This window comes from Acidisarcina sp. (genome assembly GCA_035539175.1).
Taxonomy (GTDB): Bacteria; Acidobacteriota; Terriglobia; order Terriglobales; family Acidobacteriaceae; genus JANXZS01.
Genome location: DATLIY010000011.1, coordinates 172,055 through 195,007 on the forward strand (window position 1 = coordinate 172,055; position 22,953 = coordinate 195,007).

Below are 22,953 nucleotides of genomic sequence, written 5' to 3' on the forward strand. Positions count from 1 at the left end.
CAGGTGGCGCGAGAGAAAAAGTTGACAGCGAACCGTGGGAGAGTTAGGTTTTATATAGATATGCAGATCCGCACACACCATCGTCATGCCCACCATCATCACGTGACGAACGTGTCGGCGGACTCCTCTGGCTTGTAAAAACCAGCCAGACCAAGGGATCAAAGAAAGCCCGCCGACGCGAACCACGCCGGCGGGCTTTTTGTTTCTCCGGCGATGCGCGGCGCAGACCATGTGAGCTAACTAACCAGAATAGGATGTGCGATGAGCAATATCGAAGAGAAGATCGATTTCGGCAAGATGGATGGCCTCGTCCCCGGAATCGTGCAGGATGCGAAAACGAAGGAAGTACTGATGGTTGGCTTCCTGAACGAGACCAGCTACAACAAAACGCTGGAGACCGGCTATGTAACTTTCTGGAGCCGAACGCGCCAGAAACTGTGGATGAAGGGCGAAACCAGCGGCAACCGTCTGCGTGTGGTCCAGGCCTCGACGGATTGCGATCAGGACACCTTGCTCTTTCTGGTAGAGGTTGAGGGCGATGGGTTGGTTTGCCACGAAGGTACCGTGAGTTGCTTCACACGTCCGCTTGCAGTATCCACGGCAGCATCGGCAAAGGAGAATTCGTAATGGCAAACAAACTTCGCCTGGGAATCCCCAAAGGCAGCCTGCAGGATGCGACGATTGCACTCTTCCAGCAAGCGGGCTGGAATATCTACTCTAACGGCCGTTCCTACTTTCCCTCCATCGACGATTCTGAGATCGAATGCATGTTGATCCGCGCGCAGGAGATGGCGCGCTACGTCGATCACGGTGCGCTTGACGCGGGCCTTACGGGCATTGACTGGGTGGTGGAGAGTGGTCTCGACGTGCAGAGCGTAACCAGCCTCACCTATGCCAAGCAGAGCCGCCGCAAGGTGCGCTGGGTGCTTGCGGTGCCGGAAGACTCGCCGTATCAGAAAGCAGAGGATCTTGCCGACAAGATCATCGCCACGGAACTTGTAGAGGTAACCAAGCGATACTTTGCGGCAAAGGGCGTGCCCGTTCGAGTCGAGTTCAGCTGGGGAGCGACGGAAGTAAAGCCGCCAACCCTTGCAGACGCGATCGTAGAGGTGACGGAGACTGGCAGTTCGCTCAAGGCCAATCGACTGCGCATTATTGATACGGTTCTGGAAAGCGAAACGCGCCTGATCGCGAATCGCAGCGCGTACAAGGATCCGTGGAAGAAGGAGAAGATCGATAGCCTCGCACTGATGCTCAACGGAGCTATTGCCGCGCAGGGTCAGGTTGGGCTGATGCTGAATGTTGAGACAAAGAACCTTCCCCAGATACTGTCGATTCTTCCTGCGTTGAATTCGCCAACCATTTCCACTCTAAGCAATCCCGACTGGGTGGCAGTGAACACCATCCTCGAAGAGGGAAGCGTGCGCGATGTCATTCCCCGGCTGAAGGCTGCCAACGCGACCGGGATTGTAGAGTTCCCACTGAACAAAGTTGTGCTGTAACGGAAGGAACTATGAAGCTGGTCAAGGTGGGCAGCCGCGGAGCTGAGCGGCTGCTGAAGGAACTTGAAGGTCGGCGGGTGGCAGCGAGCGAATCGGTGCTGCCCGCCGTTCGCAAGATTGTCGCCGATGTTCGCAGCGGTGGAGATGCCGCACTGCGGCGTTATGCGGTGAAGTTCGATGGAGCCTCGAAACAGTTACAGTTACGAATCTCCCGGGAAGAGATGCAAAAGGGGTGGGAGGAAACCCCGGATGCACTAAAACAGGCGCTTGAGGTTGCAGCGGCTAACATCCGCGCCTTTGCAAAGCGGCAGATGCCGGTTGACTGGAGCTTTTCGCCCGCTTCCGGACTGATGACAGGGCAGACGGTTCGCGCGGTGGAGGCGGCTGGCTGCTACGTGCCGAGCGGCCGCTATCCGCTTCCATCCACGCTTTTGATGACGGTGATTCCGGCACAGGTAGCGGGCGTGTCGCGGATCGTCGTAGTCTCTCCGCGTCCTGCGCGGGAAACGCTGGCAGCAGCATGGATGCTGGGCGTGGAGCACTTCTATCGGATTGGGGGAGCACAGGCAGTTGCTGCTCTTGCCTACGGAACCGAGAGCCTTCCTCGCGTCGACAAGATTGTAGGTCCGGGAAATCTTTATGTGACGGCCGCGAAGAAGCTGGTGGCCTTCGATTGCAGCATCGATATGTTGGCCGGCCCGACAGAAATTGTTGTAACCAGCGAAAAGGGGAATGCCGCCGCGATTGCCTCCGATATGGTTGCCCAGGCCGAGCATGACCCGGAGGCGCTCGCCCTATTTGTAACAACTGCGGACCCACTTGCCAAAAATGTAATTGACGAAGTGAGCAAGCGGGCGAAAGCGAATTCGATTGCGCGTCAGTCTTTGCGCAAGAATGGATTTGTGCTGCTTGCGCCAACGGTTGAAGTGGCCCGCGAGATCACGAACCGTTTGGCTCCTGAACATCTCACTATCGATTCGGACTCTGATTTGAAATGGGTGCGGAATGCAGGCTCCGTATTTGTCGGACGGTATTCTCCGCAGCCGATGGGAGATTACGTTTCGGGTCCAAATCACACTTTGCCAACGGGTACGATGGCGCGAGTTCGAGGAGGATTGAGTGTGCTGGATTTCCTCAAGGTGATAACCGTTCAGCGGTATACGCGCGACGGATTGCGCGAGTTGGGACCTGCTGCCATTGCCTTGGCAGAGGCGGAGGGTCTGAAAGGGCATGCGGAAGCTATCCGCGCGCGAGGCGTTCGTGGTTGATAGGGAAACGATGACCGGGCCGTCACCTCGGCGAGCGGTACGGCTTATGAAGGAGTATCATCCGCCGCTTGGTGGGCGTGACTCCTTGCGGCTGGACTTCAACGAAAACACGGTTGCGTGCTCGCCTGCGGTTCTAAAGCTGCTGGAACGGATTGCCGCCAGCGACCTGACGAAGTACCCCGAACGCGAGACGGTAGAGGCCGCGGCCGCTACTCATCTTGGTCTGAAGCAGGAGCAGGTAGTGTTGACCAACGGCGTGGACGAGGCAATTCACGTTCTCTGCGGGACATACATGGACGCTGGAGACGAGATGTTGCTGCCTGTTCCCACGTACACCATGTATGAGGTGTATGCCTCTGGCACGGATGGACGGGCGGTAACTGTGCAGGCAGGGGAGGATTTTGCATTCCCCGCAGAGCGGCTGCTTGCGGCGATTACTCCATCAACCAAAATAATTGCTATCGCCAACCCGAACAGTCCTACAGGAACAACGGTGTCGCGGGAAGAGATTCTTGCCATTGCTGCAAGAGCGCCGCACGCCATTGTTTTGGTGGATGAAGCCTACTTCCACTTTTTTGGTGAGACGGTTGCCGATTTAATCGGTACAGTGCCAAATCTGATGCTGGCGAGAACGTTCTCAAAAGCGTATGGCCTCGCGGGTCTGCGGTTGGGACTGCTGGCGGGAACGCGGGAGAACATGCAGTGGATCCGAAGGGTGATTTCACCCTATAGCGTGAACTCGGTGGCTCTAGCGTGTTTACCTCCTGCCTTGGAGGACACGGCCTATCTTGAGTGGTATGTGGAAGAGGTCTGTGGAGCACGGGAAGAGTTCAAGCGCGGGCTGAATGAACTGGGAGTGCATTGGTGGCCGAGCCAGGCCAACTTCGTGCTGACTCGCATCGGAGTGAAGCATAAGGACTTTGTGGCCGCAATGCATAGGCGAGGCGTGCTCGTGCGCGACAGGTCCGCGGATCCTGGCTGCGATGGCTGTGTGCGTGTGACGGTGGGAACGCGAGAACAGATGCGGCAGGCCATCGGCGCTTTTCGTGCAAGCCTGGAAGAGATCCAGTGGTCGAAGTAGCAAAGAGATTGCGGCAAGAGAGAGGATCAGGAATGGCACCGCGAGCATCAGCAAAGTCCGCGAAGCAGGCGAAGAGAACTGCGTCGATTGAACGCAAGACGAACGAGACGAAGATTTCCCTGCAACTGACGGTAGAGGGTTCGGGAAAGTACAACGTAGCGACCGGCATCCGTTTTTTTGATCACATGCTGGAATTAATGACGCGGCATGGCGCGTTTGACCTTGATCTGAAATGTGATGGCGACCTTGACGTGGATCAGCACCATACCGTGGAAGACGTGGGGATCGCGCTCGGTGAGGCCTTTGACAAGGCCATCGGTGACAAGAAGGGAATCCTGCGCGCAGGATATTTTCTGATGCCTATGGATGAGACGCTGGGCATTGCTGCCGTTGATTTGAGCGGGCGGGTCGCCTGCTCGGTGAAGACAAAGGTCAAGGCCCGGCTTGTCGGGGATCTGCAGAGCGAGCTTGTCGAGGATTTCTTCGAGGGTTTTGCTCGTGGCGCACGCGCCAATGTCCACGTGAAGGTGATGTATGGCCGCTCCAGCCATCACAAGATTGAAGCCTTGTTCAAAGCCTTTGCTCGCGCCCTACGGGCTGCATGTTCGCGAGATAAGCAATTGGGCGAAATGCTTCCCAGCACGAAGGGGCTGCTTTAGTGCCTGGTGGATTCAGGAGTTGGGAGATTTTGCAATGATCGCAGTGATCGATTACAGAGCCGGGAATCTAACCTCCGTGATGAAGGCGCTGAGCGCGCTCCATGCTGGGGCAACCGTGACGGCGGATCCCGACGAGGTGCGCAAGGCAAGTAAGGTCATCCTGCCGGGGGTAGGGCATTTTGCAGCGACCAGGCTGCTGCAGGAGCAGGGACTGAGTGAGGCCGTGCGAGACAGCATCGCGCGCGGAGTTCCGTTCCTCGGAATCTGCGTCGGGTTGCAGTGGCTCTTTGAAGGCAGCACCGAAGCTCCTGATGACAAGGGCCTGGGCATCTTCAGCGGAATGTGCGAACGCTTTCCCGCCGGTGCGAAGGTTCCGCATGTGGGATGGAACTCGATCAGCGTTCGTCCGGGATCGCGGTTGATGGCGCAGATAAATGAGGGAGAGTTCGTCTACTACACGCATTCGTACCGGGCGCCTGTCATAAAAGATACCGTGGCCGTTACAGAGTACGGAGAGCCCTTCACCGGGGCAGTAGAGCGGGACAATGTGATGGGCGTGCAATTCCATCCTGAGAAGTCCGGCACCGCAGGAATGCGGATCTTAAAGAACTTTGTGGAGCTGTGAAGAGATGCTGACGAAGAGAGTGATTGCATGCCTTGACGTCCGCGACGGACGCGTCGTCAAGGGCGTGCAGTTTGTGGATCTGGTCGACGCGGGTGATCCTGCTGCGTTGGCCGCCCGTCATGCACGCGAAGGTGCGGACGAAATTGTGTTGCTCGACATAACCGCGACGCATGAAGGACGCGGCACCTTGCTGGAGACGGTACGGCGAACGGCAAAAGAGCTTTTCATTCCGTTTTCCGTTGGCGGAGGCATTCGCAGTGCGGACGACGCCGCGGCGGTGTTTGACGCAGGTGCGGACAAGGTAAGCATTAACTCGGCGGCTTTGGCCCGGCCCGAGCTTATCGACGAAATCGGACGAAGTTTTGGAGCGCAGGCTGTGATCGTGGCAATTGATGCGCGTCGAGATCCCGCGGCCGCGGACCCGGTCACCGAGGCGCAGGTATTTGTGCATGGTGGCCGCAAATCGACTGGTCGCAAGCTGCTCGATTGGGCACGTGAGGCCGAACAGCGCGGTGCAGGTGAAATACTGCTGACTTCGATGGATGCCGATGGCACGCGGGCCGGCTTTGACTGCGAGCTTACGGCGTGTGTCAGCGAGGCGCTTCAGATTCCCGTGATTGCATCCGGCGGGGCGGGGACGGCGCAACACTTCGCGGACGTATTCCGCAGAGGCAAGGCACATGCTGCGTTGGCCGCAAGCATCTTCCACTTTGGAGTTTCGGATGCGAGAGCGCTGAAGCAGGAGCTTGCGATGGAAGGGATTCCTGTGAGGCTCCCATGCTGATTCCTTCAATCGATTTGATGGGTGGCAGGATTGTCCAACTGGTTCATGGCGAAAAGCTGAAGCTTGCGTTCGACGATTTCGGTTATTGGATTGAGCGGTTCCGCGCGTATCCGCTGGTGCAGCTCATCGATCTCGATGCGGCCATGCGAAAGGGTGAGAACCGGGCATTGATTGAACGCATCGCTCACGAGTTGCCGTGCCAGGTGGGTGGCGGCATCTCGAGCATCGATAAAGCGCGCAACGTGCTGGCAGCAGGGGCTAAACGGGTGATTGTCGGGTCGGCGCTCTTTCGATCCGCGGGTTCGGCAGAGGACGCTCCACTGGTGAATGTGGACTTTGCGGAATCCCTGGCAAACGCAGTCGGCGGGGAGCATGTGGTTGCCGGAGTGGACACCAAGCAAGGCCGCGTGGCAGTGAAAGGATGGACAGAGAGCGTAGAACTGACGGCTGCCGATGCGATCTCCGCATTGGAGCCGTATTGCGGCGCTTTCCTGTATACACACATCGATAAGGAAGGCACGATGCAGGGCTTTCCTTACGACATCGCGGTGGAGTTGCGCGCGAAGACGAAGCGTCAGTTGATTGCGGCGGGCGGCATTCGCGAACAGTCTGAGATCGATGCACTGGATGCGATCGGCGTAGACGCCGTGGCCGGCATGGCGATCTATACCGGAGTTCTGAAGACCTGATATTACCTGCAGAAGCGCGCCCTCCGTCGCAACGCAAAGCCGACCATGAAGAAGCAGCAGGCAAAGATGAAGGCGAGGACAGCCGGACGTTGATGGTGATGGCGCCAGGCGAGAGCGGAGTCCACCCACCAGGCAACGGCAATCAGATACCACAGGACTTCACGGCGCATCCGGGCAAGGATACCACCCATGAGCAGCCTTGCCGCAATCGACAGAGTTGCGTTTAGGAGTTGTATTTCCCGGCAGGGAGTCTCTATCGTTGGGGCCGGAGATCGAAATGCCCAAGGAACCGATTCGACTGGCAAAGCGGCTGGATGAAGTAGGCTTCTCTGAAATTGTCGTTGTGCGCAACAAGGTGATGGAACTGCGGGAGCAGGGTAAGACCGTCCATGCGTTCCACGGCGGTGAGCCGTTCTTTGAGACTCCCGAGCTGGTGAAATATGGAATGGTCCGAGCGCTGGTTGAGAACCGGACGAGGTATGCGCCATCCTCTGGCGTAGCCCCGCTGCGTGAGGCGCTCGCGCTCAAGTTGCGGAGCAGGAATGGCATGGATGTGCAGGCGGAGAATGTCATCCTGACCACCGGCGGCGCGCATGCGCTGTATATCGCGTTTCAGGCGGTGCTGGATCCTGGAGATGATGTTTTGGTCTTCTCGCCGTTCTGGACGCCGATACGCGACATGGTGACGCTGGCGCAGGCGCGGGCGCTTCTGGTTCCGACGGCAACAGCGCGGCGCAATGGGCTGAGAGCAACACTGGAGCAGTTCTCCACTCCACACACGCGAGCCATTTACTACAACACACCGCAGAATCCATCGGGTGTGGTCTTCACTCGCGCCGAGGCAGAGGAGGTAGCGGCCTTTGCCCGCAGCCGCAACCTGGTCGTGATTGCCGATGAGGCATATGAAGATCTGGTGTATGACGGGGAGCACTTTTCAATAGGATCGCTGCCTGGGATGGCGCAGAGGACGATTTCGACCTTTACATTTTCCAAGACCTACGCCATGACGGGCTGGAGGGTGGGATACGCAGTGGCCACTGAACCCCTGATGACCGGCCTGCGCAAGTTGGTGCTTTATTCGACGAATGGAGTTTCCACTCCATCTCAGTGGGCTGCGCTGGAGGCGTTGCAAATTCCGGAAAGCCAGCTAGCCGCAAGGCGCGAAGAGTATCGCAGCAGGCGCGATTTGCTGGTGAGCGGCCTGAATCAACTTGGTTTGGAGTGCCCCATTCCGGCGGGTGCGTTCTATGCTTTTCCGTCTGTCGCCAGGATCAACAAGGACAGCCACAAAGCCGCGAGCATCCTGCTGGAGAAGGCGCATGTCTCGACCATTCCGGGCGTCGTCTTCGGAGGTCAGGGCGAAGGACATGTGCGCTTCGGCTTTTCGGTTCCGCTGGAAACTATCGAATCAGGGTTAGAGGCATTGCGGGAATTCGTCAAGTAGTGCCTTCGTACACCTCCCGCATGCGGAGAATCTAGCGGTCCTGACCGCCGGTTGCATCCTGCGCATCATGCCGCGCTGCTCGCAGCAGCTGGGCGATGTGCTTCAAGTTCAGTTGTACCGCGTACGCACGCAATACCTCATCCAATGGAAAAGTGATGCTGGTGTGGCGTATTTCAAGAACCTTTGCCTGCAGAGCTAAGACATCTCGTTCCAGATCCAGGCCAGTGCGGCGCAGATCGAAACGCCACAATCCAACACATTCCGCGAGCAGCTTGAAGCTTTGATTGATGCCAAGGATCAGATGGTGCAGTTCCGGCTCCAGCCGCGCTCCATATTGATCGTGGCAGCTCTCTCGTACAGCGACCTCGAGCGCGAGCAGCGCGTCAAAGATGGATCGTCCGAACTCGGAGAGGAGTGAGAGTCCTTCGATAGAGGCCGGCCCGCTGGCAGGCTCATTGCGCGCGGCGCGTAGCAGTTGCTCGTTCGAGAGCCGTAGCGATGAGACCGTCTCTCTCTTGAGTTGCAGATCTTCGGGCAGCGTGCCGCCGAACCCGCGAAGGGTGGCTTCAAACAATATGGCCTGCGCCTCGAATTCCCGTTTCAGCCCCGTTTGCAGGTGCTGTCGCGCTCGCCGGGGAAGCACAAATACCGATACGGCGAGGGCTACAAAAATTCCAATAATGACCTCGATCACGCGATTGAGAGCGATCGTCCAATGCGACCCGTTGCGCTCTACCAGCATGACGATGGTGATGGTGACGGCGGCGAGCCGGGAGCTGTTCTTCAGGTTCAGAAGGCCGCATGCGAGCAGTGCGATCAGGATCGTAACAGCGTAAGCTGCAGGGTGCCGTTGCCATGGGGAGGCGAGAAAGCCAAGCACCGCTCCTATGGCTGTCCCGATAAAGCGATCCCGCGATGCGGTGACCGTGGAGCCGACATTGGACTGCAGAACGATGATGGCGCTGATGGCGGACCAATAGCCTTCATGCAGCCCGAATCGAAGCGAGAGCCAGTAGCAGAGCCCGGCAGCGAGTCCTGTCTTGGCTCCCTGGACGAGAAGCGTTCGCCTTCCGGACGTCAAGAGTCTGTCGAACCAGGACTGAGAAGTGCGAAGTATCTCACCCGCGGTCAACGATGTCATAGGTTGAAATCAGGAATGAAATAAGGGTTAAGTTCCATTATCGCTGTTCCAGCCGGGAGATCAAAGTGGAGGCCTCAGGGTTGTGTCGTTGATTCTTGCGCAGTCGATCTGGCTTTGTGCCTGCGCCAGCGATTTTGGATGTCTGGCATGAACTCCACGAAGAGAGAGCCCAGGCTGCCCTCTGCCGTTACAACGAGTGCGCGCTCGACGGTGAGCCCGAAACCGCGGTCCGCAGAGGGATAGTAGAGATTCGAGATGCCTCCCGCGACAAGGTTTCCCAGCACATTCGAGTAGTTCGCCTGCCATTTGCCGCTGTCGCTCTTGCATCTCACGGTAGTTTCAATCGAGTACAGTACCCTCTTCATCGCGCTGCCCTTGCCGAGGCGGAAGTAGCGCGGGTCCTGATGGAGGAGCGCAGGAAAGACCGCGTTTCCGATGATGGTGCCGTCGAAGCTGTCCGCGTAAGCAGCACCGTAGCGTTTGGCGTAACCTTCGGTTCCCTGGCCATATCCATCAAAATCATCGGTGGCCTGGGCGAAGCCGGCTGACAGACCAGCGACCACGAATTGAAACGGGTTTACCGAACTCTTGAATGCCAGCCGATACTTTTGTCCTGCGCTCAGTGGAGCGGCGTTCTCTCCGTTATAGGTGTTGTAGTTTGGGATCACACCAAGAAGTCTCTGGTGCACCGCTGCCTTCACGTCCTTTTCCGACTGTTCGCGCTCCCGCTGCCGCTTCTCGGCTTCGCTTTGCGGCGTTTGGGAGGAAGATGCTTGCGGCGTGGGTTCGTCGGGTAGGGTCAATGCGACCACTTCAGTCTCGGATTGAGCCCAGGCATTTGCCGGCGATACCGAGGCAAGAACAAGAAGTGCAAAGGGGAGCAGCGGGAAGGGAAAAAAGATTCTCACTATCTTCATTGTACAGTTCGGGCCTTGCAAATCCTGCTTGGGGCTCTTCTATCAGGAGCGCCTACGAGATGCGCCAACAGAAGTCCGCCGGAATTGCTGCAGTGTAGTTCCAGCAGGAATTAGTATCGTCAGAAGAAAGCATTCTTTATTTTGGGGAGAGAACCATGGTTCGCGTTGGTGTGCCTGAGGTATTCGATTCTCAGTGGTTGAAGTTTTTCCCGAGTGAGGCGGAGATTGTGCGCCTTCCGCCAGTACCCGAAGCTGGAACGCACGTGGACTTCTGGATTCCTCCTCTCTTTCCTAAAGAAGTAAAGGCCATGTATCCGCAGCTCGTCGGAGTCAAGGTCGTGCAGGCGATGTGGGCTGGTGTGGACGTGCTTTTGAAGATGCTGCCTCCAGGCATTACGCTCTGCGACGCGCAGGGCGCTCACAATGTGCCAACGTCGGAGTGGGCAGTGACGGCAATCCTGGCGATGCTGAAGTATCTTCCGTTTTATGACGACATCCAGCGCTCCGGAGACTGGAGACGTCGAAGCGAGGCAGATCAGCATTTTCATCAGATCCACCAGCTCCAGCAGGCCTTCTATCCGCCGGTGCAGGAGGAGGAGCTTGCCGGCATGAGAGTGATGATTGTGGGCTACGGCTCCATTGGGCGGTCGATTGAAGCGCGTCTCCAGCCCTTCGAGGTGGAGATCGTGCGGGTAGCGCGTCATGGCCGCGAAGGGGTGGAACCTGTCTCCCGCCTGCGCGAGCTTTTGCCCTCCGCCGACGTGGTGGTGCTGATTGTGCCGCTGACCCAGGAGACGACTGGTCTGATTGGCAGCGAAGAGCTTGCGCTGATGAAGCAGGGTGCATTGCTGGTAAACGCGGCCCGCGGCCCGGTGGTGGTGACCGATGCGCTGGTTGCGGCGCTGAATGCCGGGAAGATTCGCGCTGCCGTGGATGTGACCGATCCCGAGCCGCTTCCGCTGGGGCATCCGTTATGGAAGGCTCCCAACCTGTTGCTCACTCCCCATATTGGCGGAGCCAGTCCTCGATTTCTCGAGCGGCCGATGCGGCTTGCTGGCGAGCAGGTGGCGCGATATATCAAGGGAGAACCGCTTCATAACGTTGCGGTGGATGGGTATTGAGAGCGCATTGCGAGGGCCCGCCAGTGGCCCTCGCAATCAGGCCGGTTGAGGCAAGCGGCCTGATTCGAGGCGTTTTACCGCAGAAATCCGCCGCCGGGTCCGGACCACTCATCGACCACGATTCCGAGATCATTGAGCACCTGGATGGTCGCTTCCATCTTGCGTCGAATCTCCGGGCGCACGGCCTTGTCCGTTGTGGGGGCTTCCGCGACCGCGATCACGCGTCCATAGGGCCACGCCTCGGGAGGCAGGGCTGTGAGAGCCTTGGGCAACTCTGTAAGGCGAATCTGTACCGTCTGTTTGCGGGCGCTGGAGGGGCGTAACAGCCCGCCCTGGCCCATGGGGCTGGGGTTGGCATCGGGCAGGATGATCCGTAGCGTCAGGATGTCCTTATCCACCGTCAAAAACGGATTGGTCCAGCCTTCCTGGCTGCGCACCGCGAGGTAAAGGCTCTTGGAAGGCGGGGGAATCTGATCCAGTTCCTGGCGGGCCGTGTCCCGTGCGGCACGCGCCTGCACCGCTTCCGGCGATTCCGGTTGGGTCAGAGACGGGACGGAGACATGCCCTCCGGTTTTCGAGCATCCGGCTATCGTCAGCGACAGCAGACACGCCAGAATCGTTGCACGGGCAGGGGAAACGCGGCAGGGCCAAGGAGACAGGGTAAATCGTATCGGGAACACGAGAGCAAGCATATCAAGGGAAGAGCCTGCTTGCACGATGCGCTGCGCAGGAGGCGTTATAGCCCCTTCCATACTGGTGCGCGTTTTTCCAGAAATGCCCTGGTTCCTTCCGCTTTGTCTTCGGTTCCGCAGCAGTAGCCGAACCCCGAGGCTTCAATCGCGAGCGCCTCGTCGAGCGGTAGATCGTATCCACGATGCACGACGTCGAGGCATGCGCGGACTGCCAGAGGAGCCATCTGGGCCATGGTATTGGCGAGTGCCCTGCCGCGCGGCAGCAGCTCCGCCGCAGGAACAACTTCGTCGATCAGACCGATGCGGAGAGCCTCGTTTGCGGAAACGGTTGCGCCAGTGAGCAGTATCTTAAGCGCCGCTCCCTTGCCCACCAGGCGAGGAAGCCTTTGCGTACCGCCGTAGCCCGGGATGAGGCCAAGCTTCAGTTCCGGCTGTCCCAGGTGCGCCGTATCGGCGGCCAGCCGCAGGCTGCAGGCCATCGCGAGTTCGCATCCACCGCCCAGCGCAAACCCGTTGACGCAGGCTATGACGGGTTTCCCGCAATGCTCTATTTGATTGAGTATCGCGTGGCCGCGGGCCGCAAGCCACTGACCTTCTTCCGCCAAGAGATTGGCCAGCTCTGAAATATCCGCACCGGCGGCAAAGGCCTTCTCTCCCGCACCCGTGAGCAGGATGACGCGAATTGTGTCATCGCTGGTGAGCTCCCGAAACGCGGCTTCGAGTTCATCGAGGGTCTGCCGGTTGAGAGCGTTGAGCACGCGCGGACGGTTGAGGGTGACGATTGCCAGAGGTGGTTGCAGCTCAAGTTGGAGGTTCTCAAAGGACATAGATCCCCGCGGCTCCGGTAATTTTGAGCGTAATCCCGCTGTGGAGCGAAATTGCCCGCCGGAAGCGATTCGGCTGAGTCTACGACTTCAGCCGGTCACGGGCAATGGCATCGAGCACTCCGTTGAGGAACTGGATGGATTCGGGTGCAGAATAGCGGCGCGCGATCTCCAGTGCCTCGTTGATGATGATGGGGGCGGGTGTTCCTGGGAATCCGAGCATCTCCGCCACGGCGCTACGCAGCACGTTGCGATCGACCGCAGGCATGCGAGCCAGGCGCCAGTTTGCGGAGTGGCTTTCGATGAGCTGGTCGATCTCCTCCTCTCGCGAGGAGGCCACGCGGAAGATGTCTTCCGCAAAGCCGCGAGTATCGCTCTCAATCTCTTCGCGCGCCTGCCAGAAGGTCTCGCGGACCTCATCGGGCGTCTGTTTGCCGATGTCCGCCTGGAAGAGCATCTGCATGGCGAGTTCGCGGGATTTGCGTCGGGAGCCAGTAGTGGTCATTGGCCTGCCTTTGCTGCCAGTTTGCGATGCAGCGAGACCATCTCGATGGCGGCCATGGCGGCTTCAAAGCCCTTGTTGCCGGCCTTGATTCCGGCCCGGTTCAGGGCCTGCTCCAGCGTTTCGCAAGTGAGCACACCAAAGGCGTGGGGGATACCGGTTTCCTGCTGCGATTGGCCGATTCCGCGAGAAACTTCATTGTAGATGGCCTCATAGTGCGCAGTTTCTCCGCGAATCAGGCAGCCAAGGGTGATGACGGCATCGGTCTGCTTCGCCTCTGCAAGCGCACGGGCGGCCGAGGGAATCTCCCAGGCGCCGGGTACGCGAACGATCTCTATGTCGGTTTTCTGCGCTCCGCTGCGGAGGAGGCCATCGAGTGCGCCCTGAAGCAGGCGATCCGTGATAACCGCGTTCCAGCGAGCCACGACGATCGCGAAACGCATGCCTGCTGCCGATAGATCGCCTTCGACTGCCACCGGCTTGCCGTGCAGCACGTCCTCCCATTCCCAGAAGGCAAAAGGCACGCCGGGAACCGGTTCCACGGTAAACATGCGCGATTTCCAGTGTGTTGCCGTAACTGGCGTGATGCGGGAGCCTTCGTCATCCCCGGCCTGCGCGAGCCATTTGGCTGCAAGGGCGTGGACCGAATCGATGCTGGTAACTTCGATGAGGATCTCCGCAGTCGCGGGAAGCGTCCCATCTACAAACTCCAGATTGCCGATCGGGGCAAGAAACGGAGCGCTTCGGCTCGAGTCATTTTCCCAGCCCTTGCCGGGCTCAAAGCCCAGCAACGAAAAGAAGCTGGCCAGCCGGTCAAAGCTGGCATGTGTGCTGGCGGGGCGCACGATGGTAATTCCCTTGATCATCCCTTGACTTTACCATTTTGCCGGGCACTGCTGATTGCAGGACGGGCCTCTCCGGTGGATTACAGGGATGTGAATCTGTGGAGAGAATTCGCGGCAGGATTGTGCGTGGCCCAACTGCTGGGCTGTTCCATCGCACGGCGACCGAGCCAAGGCACCGAAAAGATGCCGAAAGCAACTCTCCCCGCGGATCGAGGATAGGGAGAATCGTGGATAGGAGCACAAGAAAAAGCCCGCCATTTCGGCGGGCTTTTTCTGTAACTGTAGCGGTTTCGAAACTCTCGATCTTACGTTGTGGCTCGAGGTCTCACGGCGAGGAACTCCGCGGGTACCGGCTTGCCGTTCCCGTCGAGCAGCTTGGGATCGATCTGCTTGATATCGGTTAACGTCTTCGTGTCGATGTAGTGGACCAGGTTGTCGCCCGATGTGCCGGTAAAGAACAGGCTGTTATCTGGACTGAAGATACCGACAAGCGGGGCGGTCGCATTGCCCACGAGAGGAATGCTCCCCAGCGGCCCCAATGTTCCAGGCGAGGGAACCTGATAGTAGGGCAGCAGGCCGCCGGGTGTTTGGGATGCGGTGCTGTAGGTGATGAAGGCCATCGACGAGTTGGGATCGGTCACTACCTGGTGGATGGCGGTGGGAGAGATGCCCGGGATCGCCGCCTGGTTCAGCGTCGTGGGAATTGTGAGCCCGTTGTTTGCGGGGCATGCACCCGTAGGAATGGTCACGCTGATATCCGAGAGCTGCGGTGGATTGGCGGTTGCGCCAATGATGTGCTGGCCGTCATTGGTGGAGCCAACCTTATCCGTGGCGGCTGCGACGCTTGCTGCGGTGGGGTAGTACGGATTGCTGGAGTTGTCCGGGCAGAATGCGTGAGCTGTCGTCTGCGATCCGCTGATGAAGGCTCCAACGCTGGGTATGGTGACAGCCAGGCCGGGGCCGCAGAATGGATTGTAGGGCGAGGATGGCATGCTGGGCGGCGTATAGACGCTGTTGAGATTATTTCCCGACATGCATGCGCTGCTGAGGGACTCATTGCCCGAGATGTCATACGTGCTCCAGCCGGTAAACGCGCTATGCACGTAAAGATTCTGAGAACCGGCAATGTAGACGGTCTTGCTGTCCGGAGTGTAGGCGGCTGAGATTGCGACTCCTCCAAAGCTGGTGTAGCTGCCGGTGGAGGGATTGTAGAGGTAGATTACCTGGCGCAACTGGTCGTTGATGACCACCTCGGAGTTGTCCGGAGCTACGGCCAGGACGACTCCCGGCACGCTGATGTCTTCCTTGGTAAGCACATTCAGAGGCGTGGAGTAGATCATCAGCTCGCGGTAGCTGCCGAAGTAAAGGCTGCTGCCCGATTGGTTCAGCACCATGGAGTTCGGGAAATACGGGAGCTTGATCGGTGCGCCAACCGTTCCAGTGGTGAGATCGACGGGAACGAAACTCTGCGTAGCCGTGCTGCTGATCCAAAGGTAATTGCTGCTCAATCCCGGAGCCGTTACCTGGACCGAGTTGCTGACAATGGGCTTGCCGTTGCCCAGCACGCCGATCTCATTAATCGGGGAGGGGTTGCAGGCTCCGGGTTGGCATATCGCAGTTACCGCCGCGCTGCCCGGGAAGATGGAGTTCACCACACCATTGCTGTCGACCGCTACCTGTGTCGGAAGTGTCGAGGTATATTGCAGCGCGACGCCAGTCAGGGTGACGTTATTCACGTCCTTGACGACGGCCGTAAGAGGCTGCGGAGAACCCTGCTGCACAGTCTTGCTGGTGGAGCCATCGGCATAGGTCAGCGTGATGCTAGCCGGAGGGCAGGTAAAGAAATATCCCGCTGCACTGGAGGTCTGCGAAAGGGTAGCCGTAATCGCGGTGGATCCAGGGCTCTGCGCAGTGGCCACGCCGGTCGTGTCTATGGAAACGATGGACGGGTTCACTGCAGAAAAGGTCAGGTTGCCGACGAACTTGGGATCGATGACATTGCCGGACTGATCCTTGACGACCGTGCCCTTGCTGAGCGGATCGGGCAGCGTGTGGTTCTGGGAGACGCAAGCGGTCTGCGTCGGGATAGAGATACTGGAGACCGGCGGATGCACATATACGGCAACAGTATTGCTGGTAGCCCCGCCCGCGCTGGCCGTCAGGTAAGCTACACCACCGCCAACATAGTTAGGATCCTTGGGGTCCAGCGTGTACCCACCTGCTGGCGGAGTGCAGATGGTGAAGTTCGTGATTCCGCCCGGGCTATCACGGTTCCAGGTGCCGCCGCACACCGCGCCAGTGGGGGAGACGTCCACCAGCTTGAGATTTGTGCTGCCATATTCAAAGAGGCTGACTGAGACCGGTTCCGCGGGGGAGCAGCTAAAGGCCGTGGGCGTGGCAAGCTGCGCGGTTTGCCCATACGCAAGGGAGATCCCTGTGACCTTGGGGTCGAGGTTGATCGTCGCTACGGCGGTCCGCTTGGGGCCATAACCGAGGCCGTTGCAGAACTGCGCATTCTTATTGGTGCTGCAGCCCACGAGGTTGATGCCTGCAGGCAGAGCGAGAAACAACAGACAAATCAGGATCAAAAAACGACGCATGAAACCTCCCCGCCAGAGCAGCCATGCTGCAACCGGCGGTCATACCGCAAAAGTAGCGAGAACCCGAATGGTCCCCGCAGGAGCGAAGACCGGCCCAAGTGAATGCTCAGAGATTGAGTGTAAAAGGTGGGGGAGGCTTCGGCAAATGCAGATCGCACGCCGCGGCGCGCATTTGCCACAGGCGCAGTCCGATTTCTGGTCCTAGGGTTGCGCCGGCATGTAGCGATCGAACCACTCGATTGCCCGTTCCAGCACATCCCGGCGGTGTTCCGGGGAGACGAAGCGGTGGCCCTCGTTAGGATAAACAACCAGCTGTGTGGGCACATTCTGTGCTCGCAGCGCGTGCCAGAATTCGAAGGACTGCGGGGCGGGGCACTCACCGTCACGGTCGCCGACGACCACCAGGGTAGGCGTTCTTGCCTGGCGAATGAAGGTGATTGCGGAGCTCCTGGCATAGACGGCGGGATCGTTATAAACGGAGGCGCCAAAGTAGGGGAGCATCCACTGGTCGATGGAGTTTTCGCCGTAGTAGCTCTGCCAGTCGGAGATGCCGGCTCCAGCGACCGCGGCGCGGAAGCGCTGGGTCTGGGTGACGGCAAACATGGTCATGAAGCCTCCATAGCTCCAGCCGGTGATGCCGATGCGTGCGCCGTCGACCGGATAGCGCGCAAGAATTGCGTCTACCCCGGAGAGGATATCGTGCAGGTCTCCATAGCCGAAGTCCTTGCGATTGGCCATGGTGAAGGCTTCGCCCTGTCCAAAGCTGCCGCGCGGGTTCGGGAAGAAAACGAAGTAGCCGCGAGCGGAAAAGATACTGGCGTTGAAACCAAGACCGGGCCAATGCGGCAGGCTGGCCGCAGCCGGTCCCCCATGCACCGAGACGATCATGGGATATTTCTTTGCCGGATCATAGTTGGCGGGGTACAGCAGCCAACCCTGAACCTCAAATCTTCCCGTGGGCGCGTCGCTGGTCCAGGTGATGGACTCGGCCTTGCCCCAACTCGGCTTGAGACCGTCATTGACATGGGTGATCTGGCGGAATTCGCCTCCGAACCTGCCGAGAAATACTTCCGGCGGCTGTGTCCATGAGCTGCGGATCTGGGCTGCTTCGCCAGTGCGCGCAAAGGACTGGCTGCCTTCAAGGAGGCCATCCTCCGCAGTCCCGGCAAGGCGAAACTGGATGCCAGTGGCCTGGCCCTGCTGCCGGGTGACGTCCTGTCCCGTGACGCCTTGCAAATAAGCAAAGGCGCTCTGCCCGCCCTCGATCAGCGAAATGCCGAGAGTCTCCTGATCCTTCCAGGAGATCCAGGAGGCAGAGGCGTTGGCATGTCCCGGAAGAGCGAGCTTTCGCGGGACTCCTCCGCTTGAGGGCATCAGGTAGATGTCGCCACCGGTGGAGCCCATATCACTCATCAACCCGCCGATCCATGCAATGTATTTGCCGTCGGGTGACCATCGCGGGACCGCAATCTGAAGGCCGTGGAGGGGAGACTCCGCCTGATTTGGGTCAAGAATGGAGTGGGGCATCTCAGCGGTCCCGCTGGCTGACCCCGCTCCAGTTGGCCCCGCTCCAGTTGGGCTCGCGTTTGTTGACTCGTTTATTTGGGCGATTCCCTGTACATAGAGTTGCGCAACCCACCAGTTGTTCTCGCCCGGCGGCGCAGCGGCCACATATGCGAGCTGATTCGAATCCGGCGACCATGCAAATTCGTAGATGTAAAGGTTTGCGGGCGTCAGGAATCGCTGCTGCCCCGTGGCGTCTACTATCGCCGCAACTCGTTGAATCTCAAGGCCATCTTCTCCAATAACTCCTGAGGGAAGATTCATGGCGTCGAGCGGTCCGGCCTGGCGGGTCGCTCCTTCCACGTAGAGGAACCCTAGTTGTTTGCCATCGGGCGACCATTGGAGTCCCTGGACGGCGCCATGCAACTGCCCAATCTGGCGCGGAGTCTGGCCTGGGCTGGTGCTATCGACAAAGATTTGGAACTGGCCTGGGCTGTTGCAGTTGGAGAGGAAGGCAAACTGCTTCCCATCCGGCGACCAGGCGATGTCGCCCTCATTGCAGATGCCGGATTTCGTCGCCGCGGTGATCCTGCGGGCGGAGGAGGGATTGTCTGCATTGGCGAGTTGAATCTTCACTCCTCCCGCCGGAGCATCGACTACCCAGGCAATCTTTCCCCCATCGGGAGAGATCGCTGCCTGATGAAAATTCCGGACCCTTTCCAGTTGGCCAACCAGCGCGCCGATTTCCGCGTCGGCTCTCCGTGGGCCGTCGGCCGAGTCTGCAGCCTGTGCGGGAAGCGAAACCGGGAACAGAAGAAGGAAAGGAGATAGAACACCGACCCAGCAGCGGGCGAGGGGATTCGCAAACTTCATGGCAGGGATGCTAGCACTTTGGGCTTCGCTGGCTCGAGGGTGAAAAGCTGTCCCATAGGCATGACGGAGGAATAGCAAGATATTTTTGGCCAAATTTGCCAAAATCAGGCCTGTTTCGATTGACGCTGGCCACTGCTCTTGCTATTGTAAAAAGGTTCCGCGAATAAGCGCCTGCAGTAGTGTGCTTAGGCAGGCGCCGCAATTGATCCGCAGAGGTCGGCCGTTTCCCGGGAGTTTTCGGGCTAGGCGCTGGCCGGATAGATACTGCGGCATATCGCATCGGTGCCTGCGACACCTTCCACCTGGGAAGGCTATGCGGGCCGGAAACACGAAACGGAGCTGGCTCTACGGGCAGGCTCTCAGGAAATCTGAGGGCGGAATTGCCATGGAGACGCGCGGTCACCGTCGTGGGTCTCGTCTGGTAGGGAAGCAGGGCAGACGCGAAGCAGAATAATGGGGCTTTGCGCGAGCTACAGCGGGCTGCATCTGGCCGCTGCCTCGCACAATGTTGCCGGTCTGCGAAATCGCGTCGGTTGAATTCAGGATTTGCTGTAGAAGGCGTAAGGAGTCAGGTTTGCCTACATTTAGTCAGCTTGTCAGAAAGGGCCGTACCGCACCGCGGTATAAGACGGCCAGTCCGGCGCTGCAGGGTTCGCCGCAGCGGCGCGGGGTTTGCACGCGCGTGTATACCCAGACGCCCAAGAAGCCGAACTCGGCACTGCGTAAGGTGGCGCGTGTTCGCCTGACGAACGGCATTGAAGTCACGACGTACATTCCCGGCATCGGCCACAACCTGCAGGAGCACTCGATTGTGCTGATCCGCGGCGGCCGTGTGAAGGATCTCCCGGGCGTTCGCTATCACGTGGTTCGCGGCACGCTGGATTCTGTGGGCGTTGCCAACCGCAAGCAGAGCCGTTCCAAGTATGGCGCCAAGCGCGCAAAGGGCGGAGCGAAGTAGGCTCGCCGGAATAAAAGGTTAAGGAACTATGCCGAGAAAAGGACATATCGCGAAGCGCGAGGTTGCAGCTGACCCCGTTTATAACTCGACGCTGGTGACGAAGTTCGTCAACTCCATGATGTGGGGCGGAAAGAAGTCGACGGCGCAGACCATCTTCTATACCGCGATGACGAATCTGGAGCAGCGCGGTGGGGACGAAGCGCTGAAGCTCTTCAAGAAGGCCGTGGAAAACTGCAAGCCGCTGCTGGAGGTTAAGACGCGGCGTGTGGGCGGCGCTAACTATCAGGTGCCGATCGAGGTGAATCCCGATCGCCGCACTTCACTCGCGATTCGCTGGCTGGTGAACTACGGCCGGGCTCGCGGCGAGAAGGGCATGATCGAAAAGCTCAGCAATGAGTTGCTCGATGCCGCCAATGGCCGTGGCGCGGCGATGAAGAAGAAGGAAGATGTTCATCGCATGGCCGAAGCAAACAAGGCCTTCGCGCACTATCGCTGGTAATTCCCCGGGCTGGTCTAGCGGCCGGCCTGGTCTGAATGAAGCGCCTGTCTGGCAGTGGACGGGCTGAATGAAATCTGCAAGCAAACCGCAGGCGTGGACCTGCAAGAGTGAGAGATACAAGTGGCTCGTCAAGTACCGTTAAATCGTTGCCGGAATATCGGAATCATGGCGCACATCGACGCCGGAAAGACGACGACGACCGAGCGCATTCTCTTTTATACGGGCATTACGCACCGTATTGGAGAGGTGCACGAGGGTACGGCGACGATGGATTGGATGGAGCAGGAGCAGGAGCGCGGCATCACCATTACCTCTGCCGCAACTACCTGCACCTGGCGCGACATTCGCATCAATATCATCGACACTCCTGGCCACGTTGACTTCACCGCCGAGGTGGAGCGCTCCCTGCGTGTGCTGGACGGCGCGGTTGCCTGCTTTGATGCTGTTCACGGCGTAGAGCCGCAGTCGGAGACTGTCTGGCGTCAGGCCGATAAGTACGGCGTGCCCCGCATCTGCTTCATTAACAAGATGGACAAGATGGGCGCCGACTTTGAGCATGCTGTCGACACCATCCGCAAGCGCCTGAGCGCTCGCCCGGTTGCGATTCAGATTCCGATTGGTCAGGAGGCCGGCTTCAAGGGCGTTGTTGATCTGTTGGAGATGAAGGCGATTCTCTGGCACGACGAGACGATGGGCGCGAAGTACGATATCGAGCCTATTCCGGATTCACTTCTGAAGAAGGCTGAGGCCTTCCGTATGCAGCTGGTCGAGTCTGTCGCAGAGAATGACGACGAGATGCTGCACAAGTTTCTCGAGGGAGAAACGCCGACGGCCGAGGAGCTGAAGGCTGCGCTCCGCAGGGCGACGATCGGCATGAAGCTGTTTCCGGTGCTTTGTGGCTCGTCCTTTAAGAACAAGGGTGTGCAGACGCTGCTCGATGCGGTTGTCGACTATCTGCCTAGCCCGCTCGACATTCCTCCTATGCAGGGACACAATCCCAGCAACATGGAAGAAGTGATTGTGCGTCACTCGGACGATAGCGAACCGTTCTGCGCGCTGGGCTTCAAGATTATGACGGACCCGTTCGTGGGTCAGTTGATCTTTATCCGCGTCTACTCCGGCCAGTTAAAGACGGGCGATTCGGTATTAAATCCGCGCACCGGAAAGACCGAGCGCATCGGTCGTCTGCTGAAGATGCACGCGAATAAGCGGGAAGAGATCACGGAGATTCTGGCGGGTGACATCTGCGCCTGCGTCGGCCTGAAGAATATGGTCACGGGTGACACGATCTGCACCGATAAGGCGCCGATCGTACTCGAATCGATCACCTTCCCAGAGCCGGTTATTGATGTCGCGGTAGAGCCGAAGACCAAGACCGACCAGGAAAAGATGGGTATGGCGCTGGCGAAGCTCGCGCAGGAAGATCCCACCTTCCGGGTTCATACAGACCGGGATTCGGGGCAGACGATTATCAGCGGTATGGGCGAGTTGCACCTTGAGATCATCGTGGATCGTATGATGCGCGAATACAAGGTGGAGGCTAACGTCGGTAAGCCGCAGGTCGCCTATCGCGAAACGATTCGCAAGGCATCCGAGGCGGAAGGAAAATACATTCGCCAGACGGGTGGTTCGGGTAACTACGGGCACGTCAAGATTCGCCTGGAGCCAAACGAGCCGGGCAAGGGATTCGAGTTCGTCAACGATATCAAGGGCGGCGTGGTTCCGAAGGAATATATCAAGCCGACGGAGCAGGGAATTCGCGAGGCGCTCCAGGGCGGCGTGCTTGCCGGATACGAAGTTGTTGACGTAAAGGCGACGTTGTTTGACGGTAGCTATCACGATGTCGACTCCAACGAAATGGCGTTTAAGATTGCCGGATCGATGGCCTTCAAGGAGGCTGCTCGCAAGGCTAATCCCGTATTGCTCGAGCCGGTGATGTCAGTGGAAGTTGTCGTGCCGGAAGAGTTCATGGGAACGATCATTGGCGATCTGAATTCGCGCCGCGGACGCATCGAAGGCATGGAGCACCGCGCCGGATCGCAGGTCATCAAGGCGAACGTTCCGCTGAGCGAGATGTTTGGATATGCGACGCATATGCGTTCTTCAACCCAGGGGCGGGCAAATTACTCGATGCACTTCGCCCGGTACGAGGAAGCTCCCCGGTCGGTCAGTGACGAGATTATCGGCCGGAATCAAGGTAAATAAGCGGCCGTTGTAAAAAAAGTGTGGGCTGTGACGACCCAGTCCTAAGGAATAACCGAGTTCAGCAGAACGAGCGAGAGGGGACGAGATGGCGAAGGAGAAGTTTGACCGGTCGAAGCCGCATGTGAATGTGGGAACGATCGGACACATTGATCACGGGAAGACGACGTTGACGGCGGCGATCACGAAGGTGTTGTCGAAGCACAACCCGAAGAATTCGTTCC

Annotated in this window: 21 protein-coding genes; 13 read left to right on the forward strand and 8 right to left on the reverse strand. The window is 58.8% G+C overall.

The annotated features are described in order from the left end of the window. The first annotated feature begins 261 nt into the window (after positions 1-261). From hisI to VM554_15030, 9 genes are all read left to right on the forward strand, one after another. Positions 262-627, forward strand: coding sequence for a phosphoribosyl-AMP cyclohydrolase (hisI, locus tag VM554_14990; GenBank protein ID HVJ09681.1), 366 nt, complete (start codon positions 262-264; stop codon positions 625-627). Continuing rightward, entirely contained in the window at positions 627-1,502 is an 876-nt protein-coding gene (gene hisG, locus VM554_14995) for an ATP phosphoribosyltransferase (GenBank protein HVJ09682.1), read from the forward strand. The genes hisI and hisG overlap by 1 nt, the downstream gene beginning before the upstream one ends. Before the next feature lie 11 nt (positions 1,503-1,513). Further along, on the forward strand, positions 1,514-2,770 hold the full coding sequence (gene hisD / locus VM554_15000; protein ID HVJ09683.1) for a histidinol dehydrogenase: 1,257 nt from the start codon (positions 1,514-1,516) through the stop codon (positions 2,768-2,770). Then, positions 2,733-3,851 (forward strand): histidinol-phosphate transaminase, encoded by a 1,119-nt coding sequence (gene hisC, locus VM554_15005; protein HVJ09684.1) that lies wholly within the window; start codon positions 2,733-2,735, stop codon positions 3,849-3,851. Before hisD ends, hisC begins: the two co-directional genes overlap by 38 nt. Before the next feature lie 32 nt (positions 3,852-3,883). Next, positions 3,884-4,510, forward strand: coding sequence for an imidazoleglycerol-phosphate dehydratase HisB (gene hisB, locus VM554_15010; protein HVJ09685.1), 627 nt, complete (start codon positions 3,884-3,886; stop codon positions 4,508-4,510). A 34-nt stretch (positions 4,511-4,544) separates the two neighbouring features. Further along, positions 4,545-5,135 carry an imidazole glycerol phosphate synthase subunit HisH gene (gene hisH / locus VM554_15015; GenBank protein ID HVJ09686.1) on the forward strand — a complete coding sequence of 197 codons (591 nt, stop codon included), beginning with the start codon at positions 4,545-4,547 and terminating at the stop codon, positions 5,133-5,135. A gap of 4 nt (positions 5,136-5,139) precedes the next feature. After that, positions 5,140-5,919, forward strand: coding sequence for an imidazole glycerol phosphate synthase subunit HisF (gene hisF, locus VM554_15020; GenBank protein HVJ09687.1), 780 nt, complete (start codon positions 5,140-5,142; stop codon positions 5,917-5,919). Next, positions 5,913-6,608: a HisA/HisF-related TIM barrel protein gene (locus VM554_15025; protein ID HVJ09688.1), complete on the forward strand. Its 696-nt coding sequence runs from the start codon at positions 5,913-5,915 to the stop codon at positions 6,606-6,608. The genes hisF and VM554_15025 overlap by 7 nt, the downstream gene beginning before the upstream one ends. 277 nt (positions 6,609-6,885) lie before the next feature. Further along, complete coding sequence (locus tag VM554_15030) at positions 6,886-8,052, forward strand: aminotransferase class I/II-fold pyridoxal phosphate-dependent enzyme (protein HVJ09689.1); 1,167 nt, start codon at positions 6,886-6,888, stop codon at positions 8,050-8,052. 31 nt (positions 8,053-8,083) lie between these two features. On the opposite strand, the gene VM554_15035 is transcribed toward VM554_15030, so the two are convergent. Together VM554_15035 and VM554_15040 are read right to left on the reverse strand one after the other, a co-directional pair. Continuing rightward, the gene (locus tag VM554_15035; protein ID HVJ09690.1) at positions 8,084-9,193 is read right to left on the reverse strand and encodes an FUSC family protein; all 1,110 of its coding nucleotides are present in this window, start codon (positions 9,191-9,193) and stop codon (positions 8,084-8,086) included. Positions 9,194-9,267: 74 nt separating this feature from the next. After that, complete coding sequence (locus VM554_15040; GenBank protein ID HVJ09691.1) at positions 9,268-10,110, reverse strand: hypothetical protein; 843 nt, start codon at positions 10,108-10,110, stop codon at positions 9,268-9,270. A 155-nt stretch (positions 10,111-10,265) separates the two neighbouring features. On the opposite strand from VM554_15040, the gene VM554_15045 reads away from it, so the two are divergent. Next, positions 10,266-11,231 carry a 2-hydroxyacid dehydrogenase gene (locus VM554_15045; GenBank protein ID HVJ09692.1) on the forward strand — a complete coding sequence of 322 codons (966 nt, stop codon included), beginning with the start codon at positions 10,266-10,268 and terminating at the stop codon, positions 11,229-11,231. A 74-nt stretch (positions 11,232-11,305) separates the two neighbouring features. On the opposite strand, the gene VM554_15050 is transcribed toward VM554_15045, so the two are convergent. From VM554_15050 to VM554_15075, 6 genes are all read right to left on the reverse strand, one after another. Then, positions 11,306-11,923: a hypothetical protein gene (locus tag VM554_15050; protein ID HVJ09693.1), complete on the reverse strand. Its 618-nt coding sequence runs from the start codon at positions 11,921-11,923 to the stop codon at positions 11,306-11,308. Between the two features lie 44 nt (positions 11,924-11,967). After that, positions 11,968-12,750 (reverse strand): enoyl-CoA hydratase-related protein, encoded by a 783-nt coding sequence (locus VM554_15055; GenBank protein ID HVJ09694.1) that lies wholly within the window; start codon positions 12,748-12,750, stop codon positions 11,968-11,970. 79 nt (positions 12,751-12,829) lie between these two features. Then, positions 12,830-13,252, reverse strand: a complete 423-nt coding sequence (gene nusB / locus VM554_15060) for a transcription antitermination factor NusB (GenBank protein HVJ09695.1) — start codon at positions 13,250-13,252, stop codon at positions 12,830-12,832. After that, positions 13,249-14,115, reverse strand: coding sequence for a 6,7-dimethyl-8-ribityllumazine synthase (ribH, locus tag VM554_15065; protein HVJ09696.1), 867 nt, complete (start codon positions 14,113-14,115; stop codon positions 13,249-13,251). The genes nusB and ribH overlap by 4 nt, the downstream gene beginning before the upstream one ends. Positions 14,116-14,399: 284 nt before the next feature. Continuing rightward, positions 14,400-16,694 carry a hypothetical protein gene (locus VM554_15070; protein ID HVJ09697.1) on the reverse strand — a complete coding sequence of 765 codons (2,295 nt, stop codon included), beginning with the start codon at positions 16,692-16,694 and terminating at the stop codon, positions 14,400-14,402. A 201-nt stretch (positions 16,695-16,895) separates the two neighbouring features. Further along, positions 16,896-19,070, reverse strand: coding sequence for a S9 family peptidase (locus VM554_15075; protein HVJ09698.1), 2,175 nt, complete (start codon positions 19,068-19,070; stop codon positions 16,896-16,898). 574 nt (positions 19,071-19,644) lie between these two features. Here VM554_15075 and rpsL point away from each other — a divergent pair. The 3 genes from rpsL to fusA all read left to right on the forward strand — a co-directional run bounded on the left by rpsL (position 19,645) and on the right by fusA (position 22,732). Further along, complete coding sequence (rpsL, locus tag VM554_15080; protein HVJ09699.1) at positions 19,645-20,028, forward strand: 30S ribosomal protein S12; 384 nt, start codon at positions 19,645-19,647, stop codon at positions 20,026-20,028. A gap of 28 nt (positions 20,029-20,056) precedes the next feature. Continuing rightward, the gene (gene rpsG, locus VM554_15085; GenBank protein HVJ09700.1) at positions 20,057-20,527 is read left to right on the forward strand and encodes a 30S ribosomal protein S7; all 471 of its coding nucleotides are present in this window, start codon (positions 20,057-20,059) and stop codon (positions 20,525-20,527) included. A 120-nt stretch (positions 20,528-20,647) separates the two neighbouring features. Beyond that, complete coding sequence (fusA, locus tag VM554_15090) at positions 20,648-22,732, forward strand: elongation factor G (protein ID HVJ09701.1); 2,085 nt, start codon at positions 20,648-20,650, stop codon at positions 22,730-22,732. Positions 22,733-22,953: the final 221 nt, after the last annotated feature.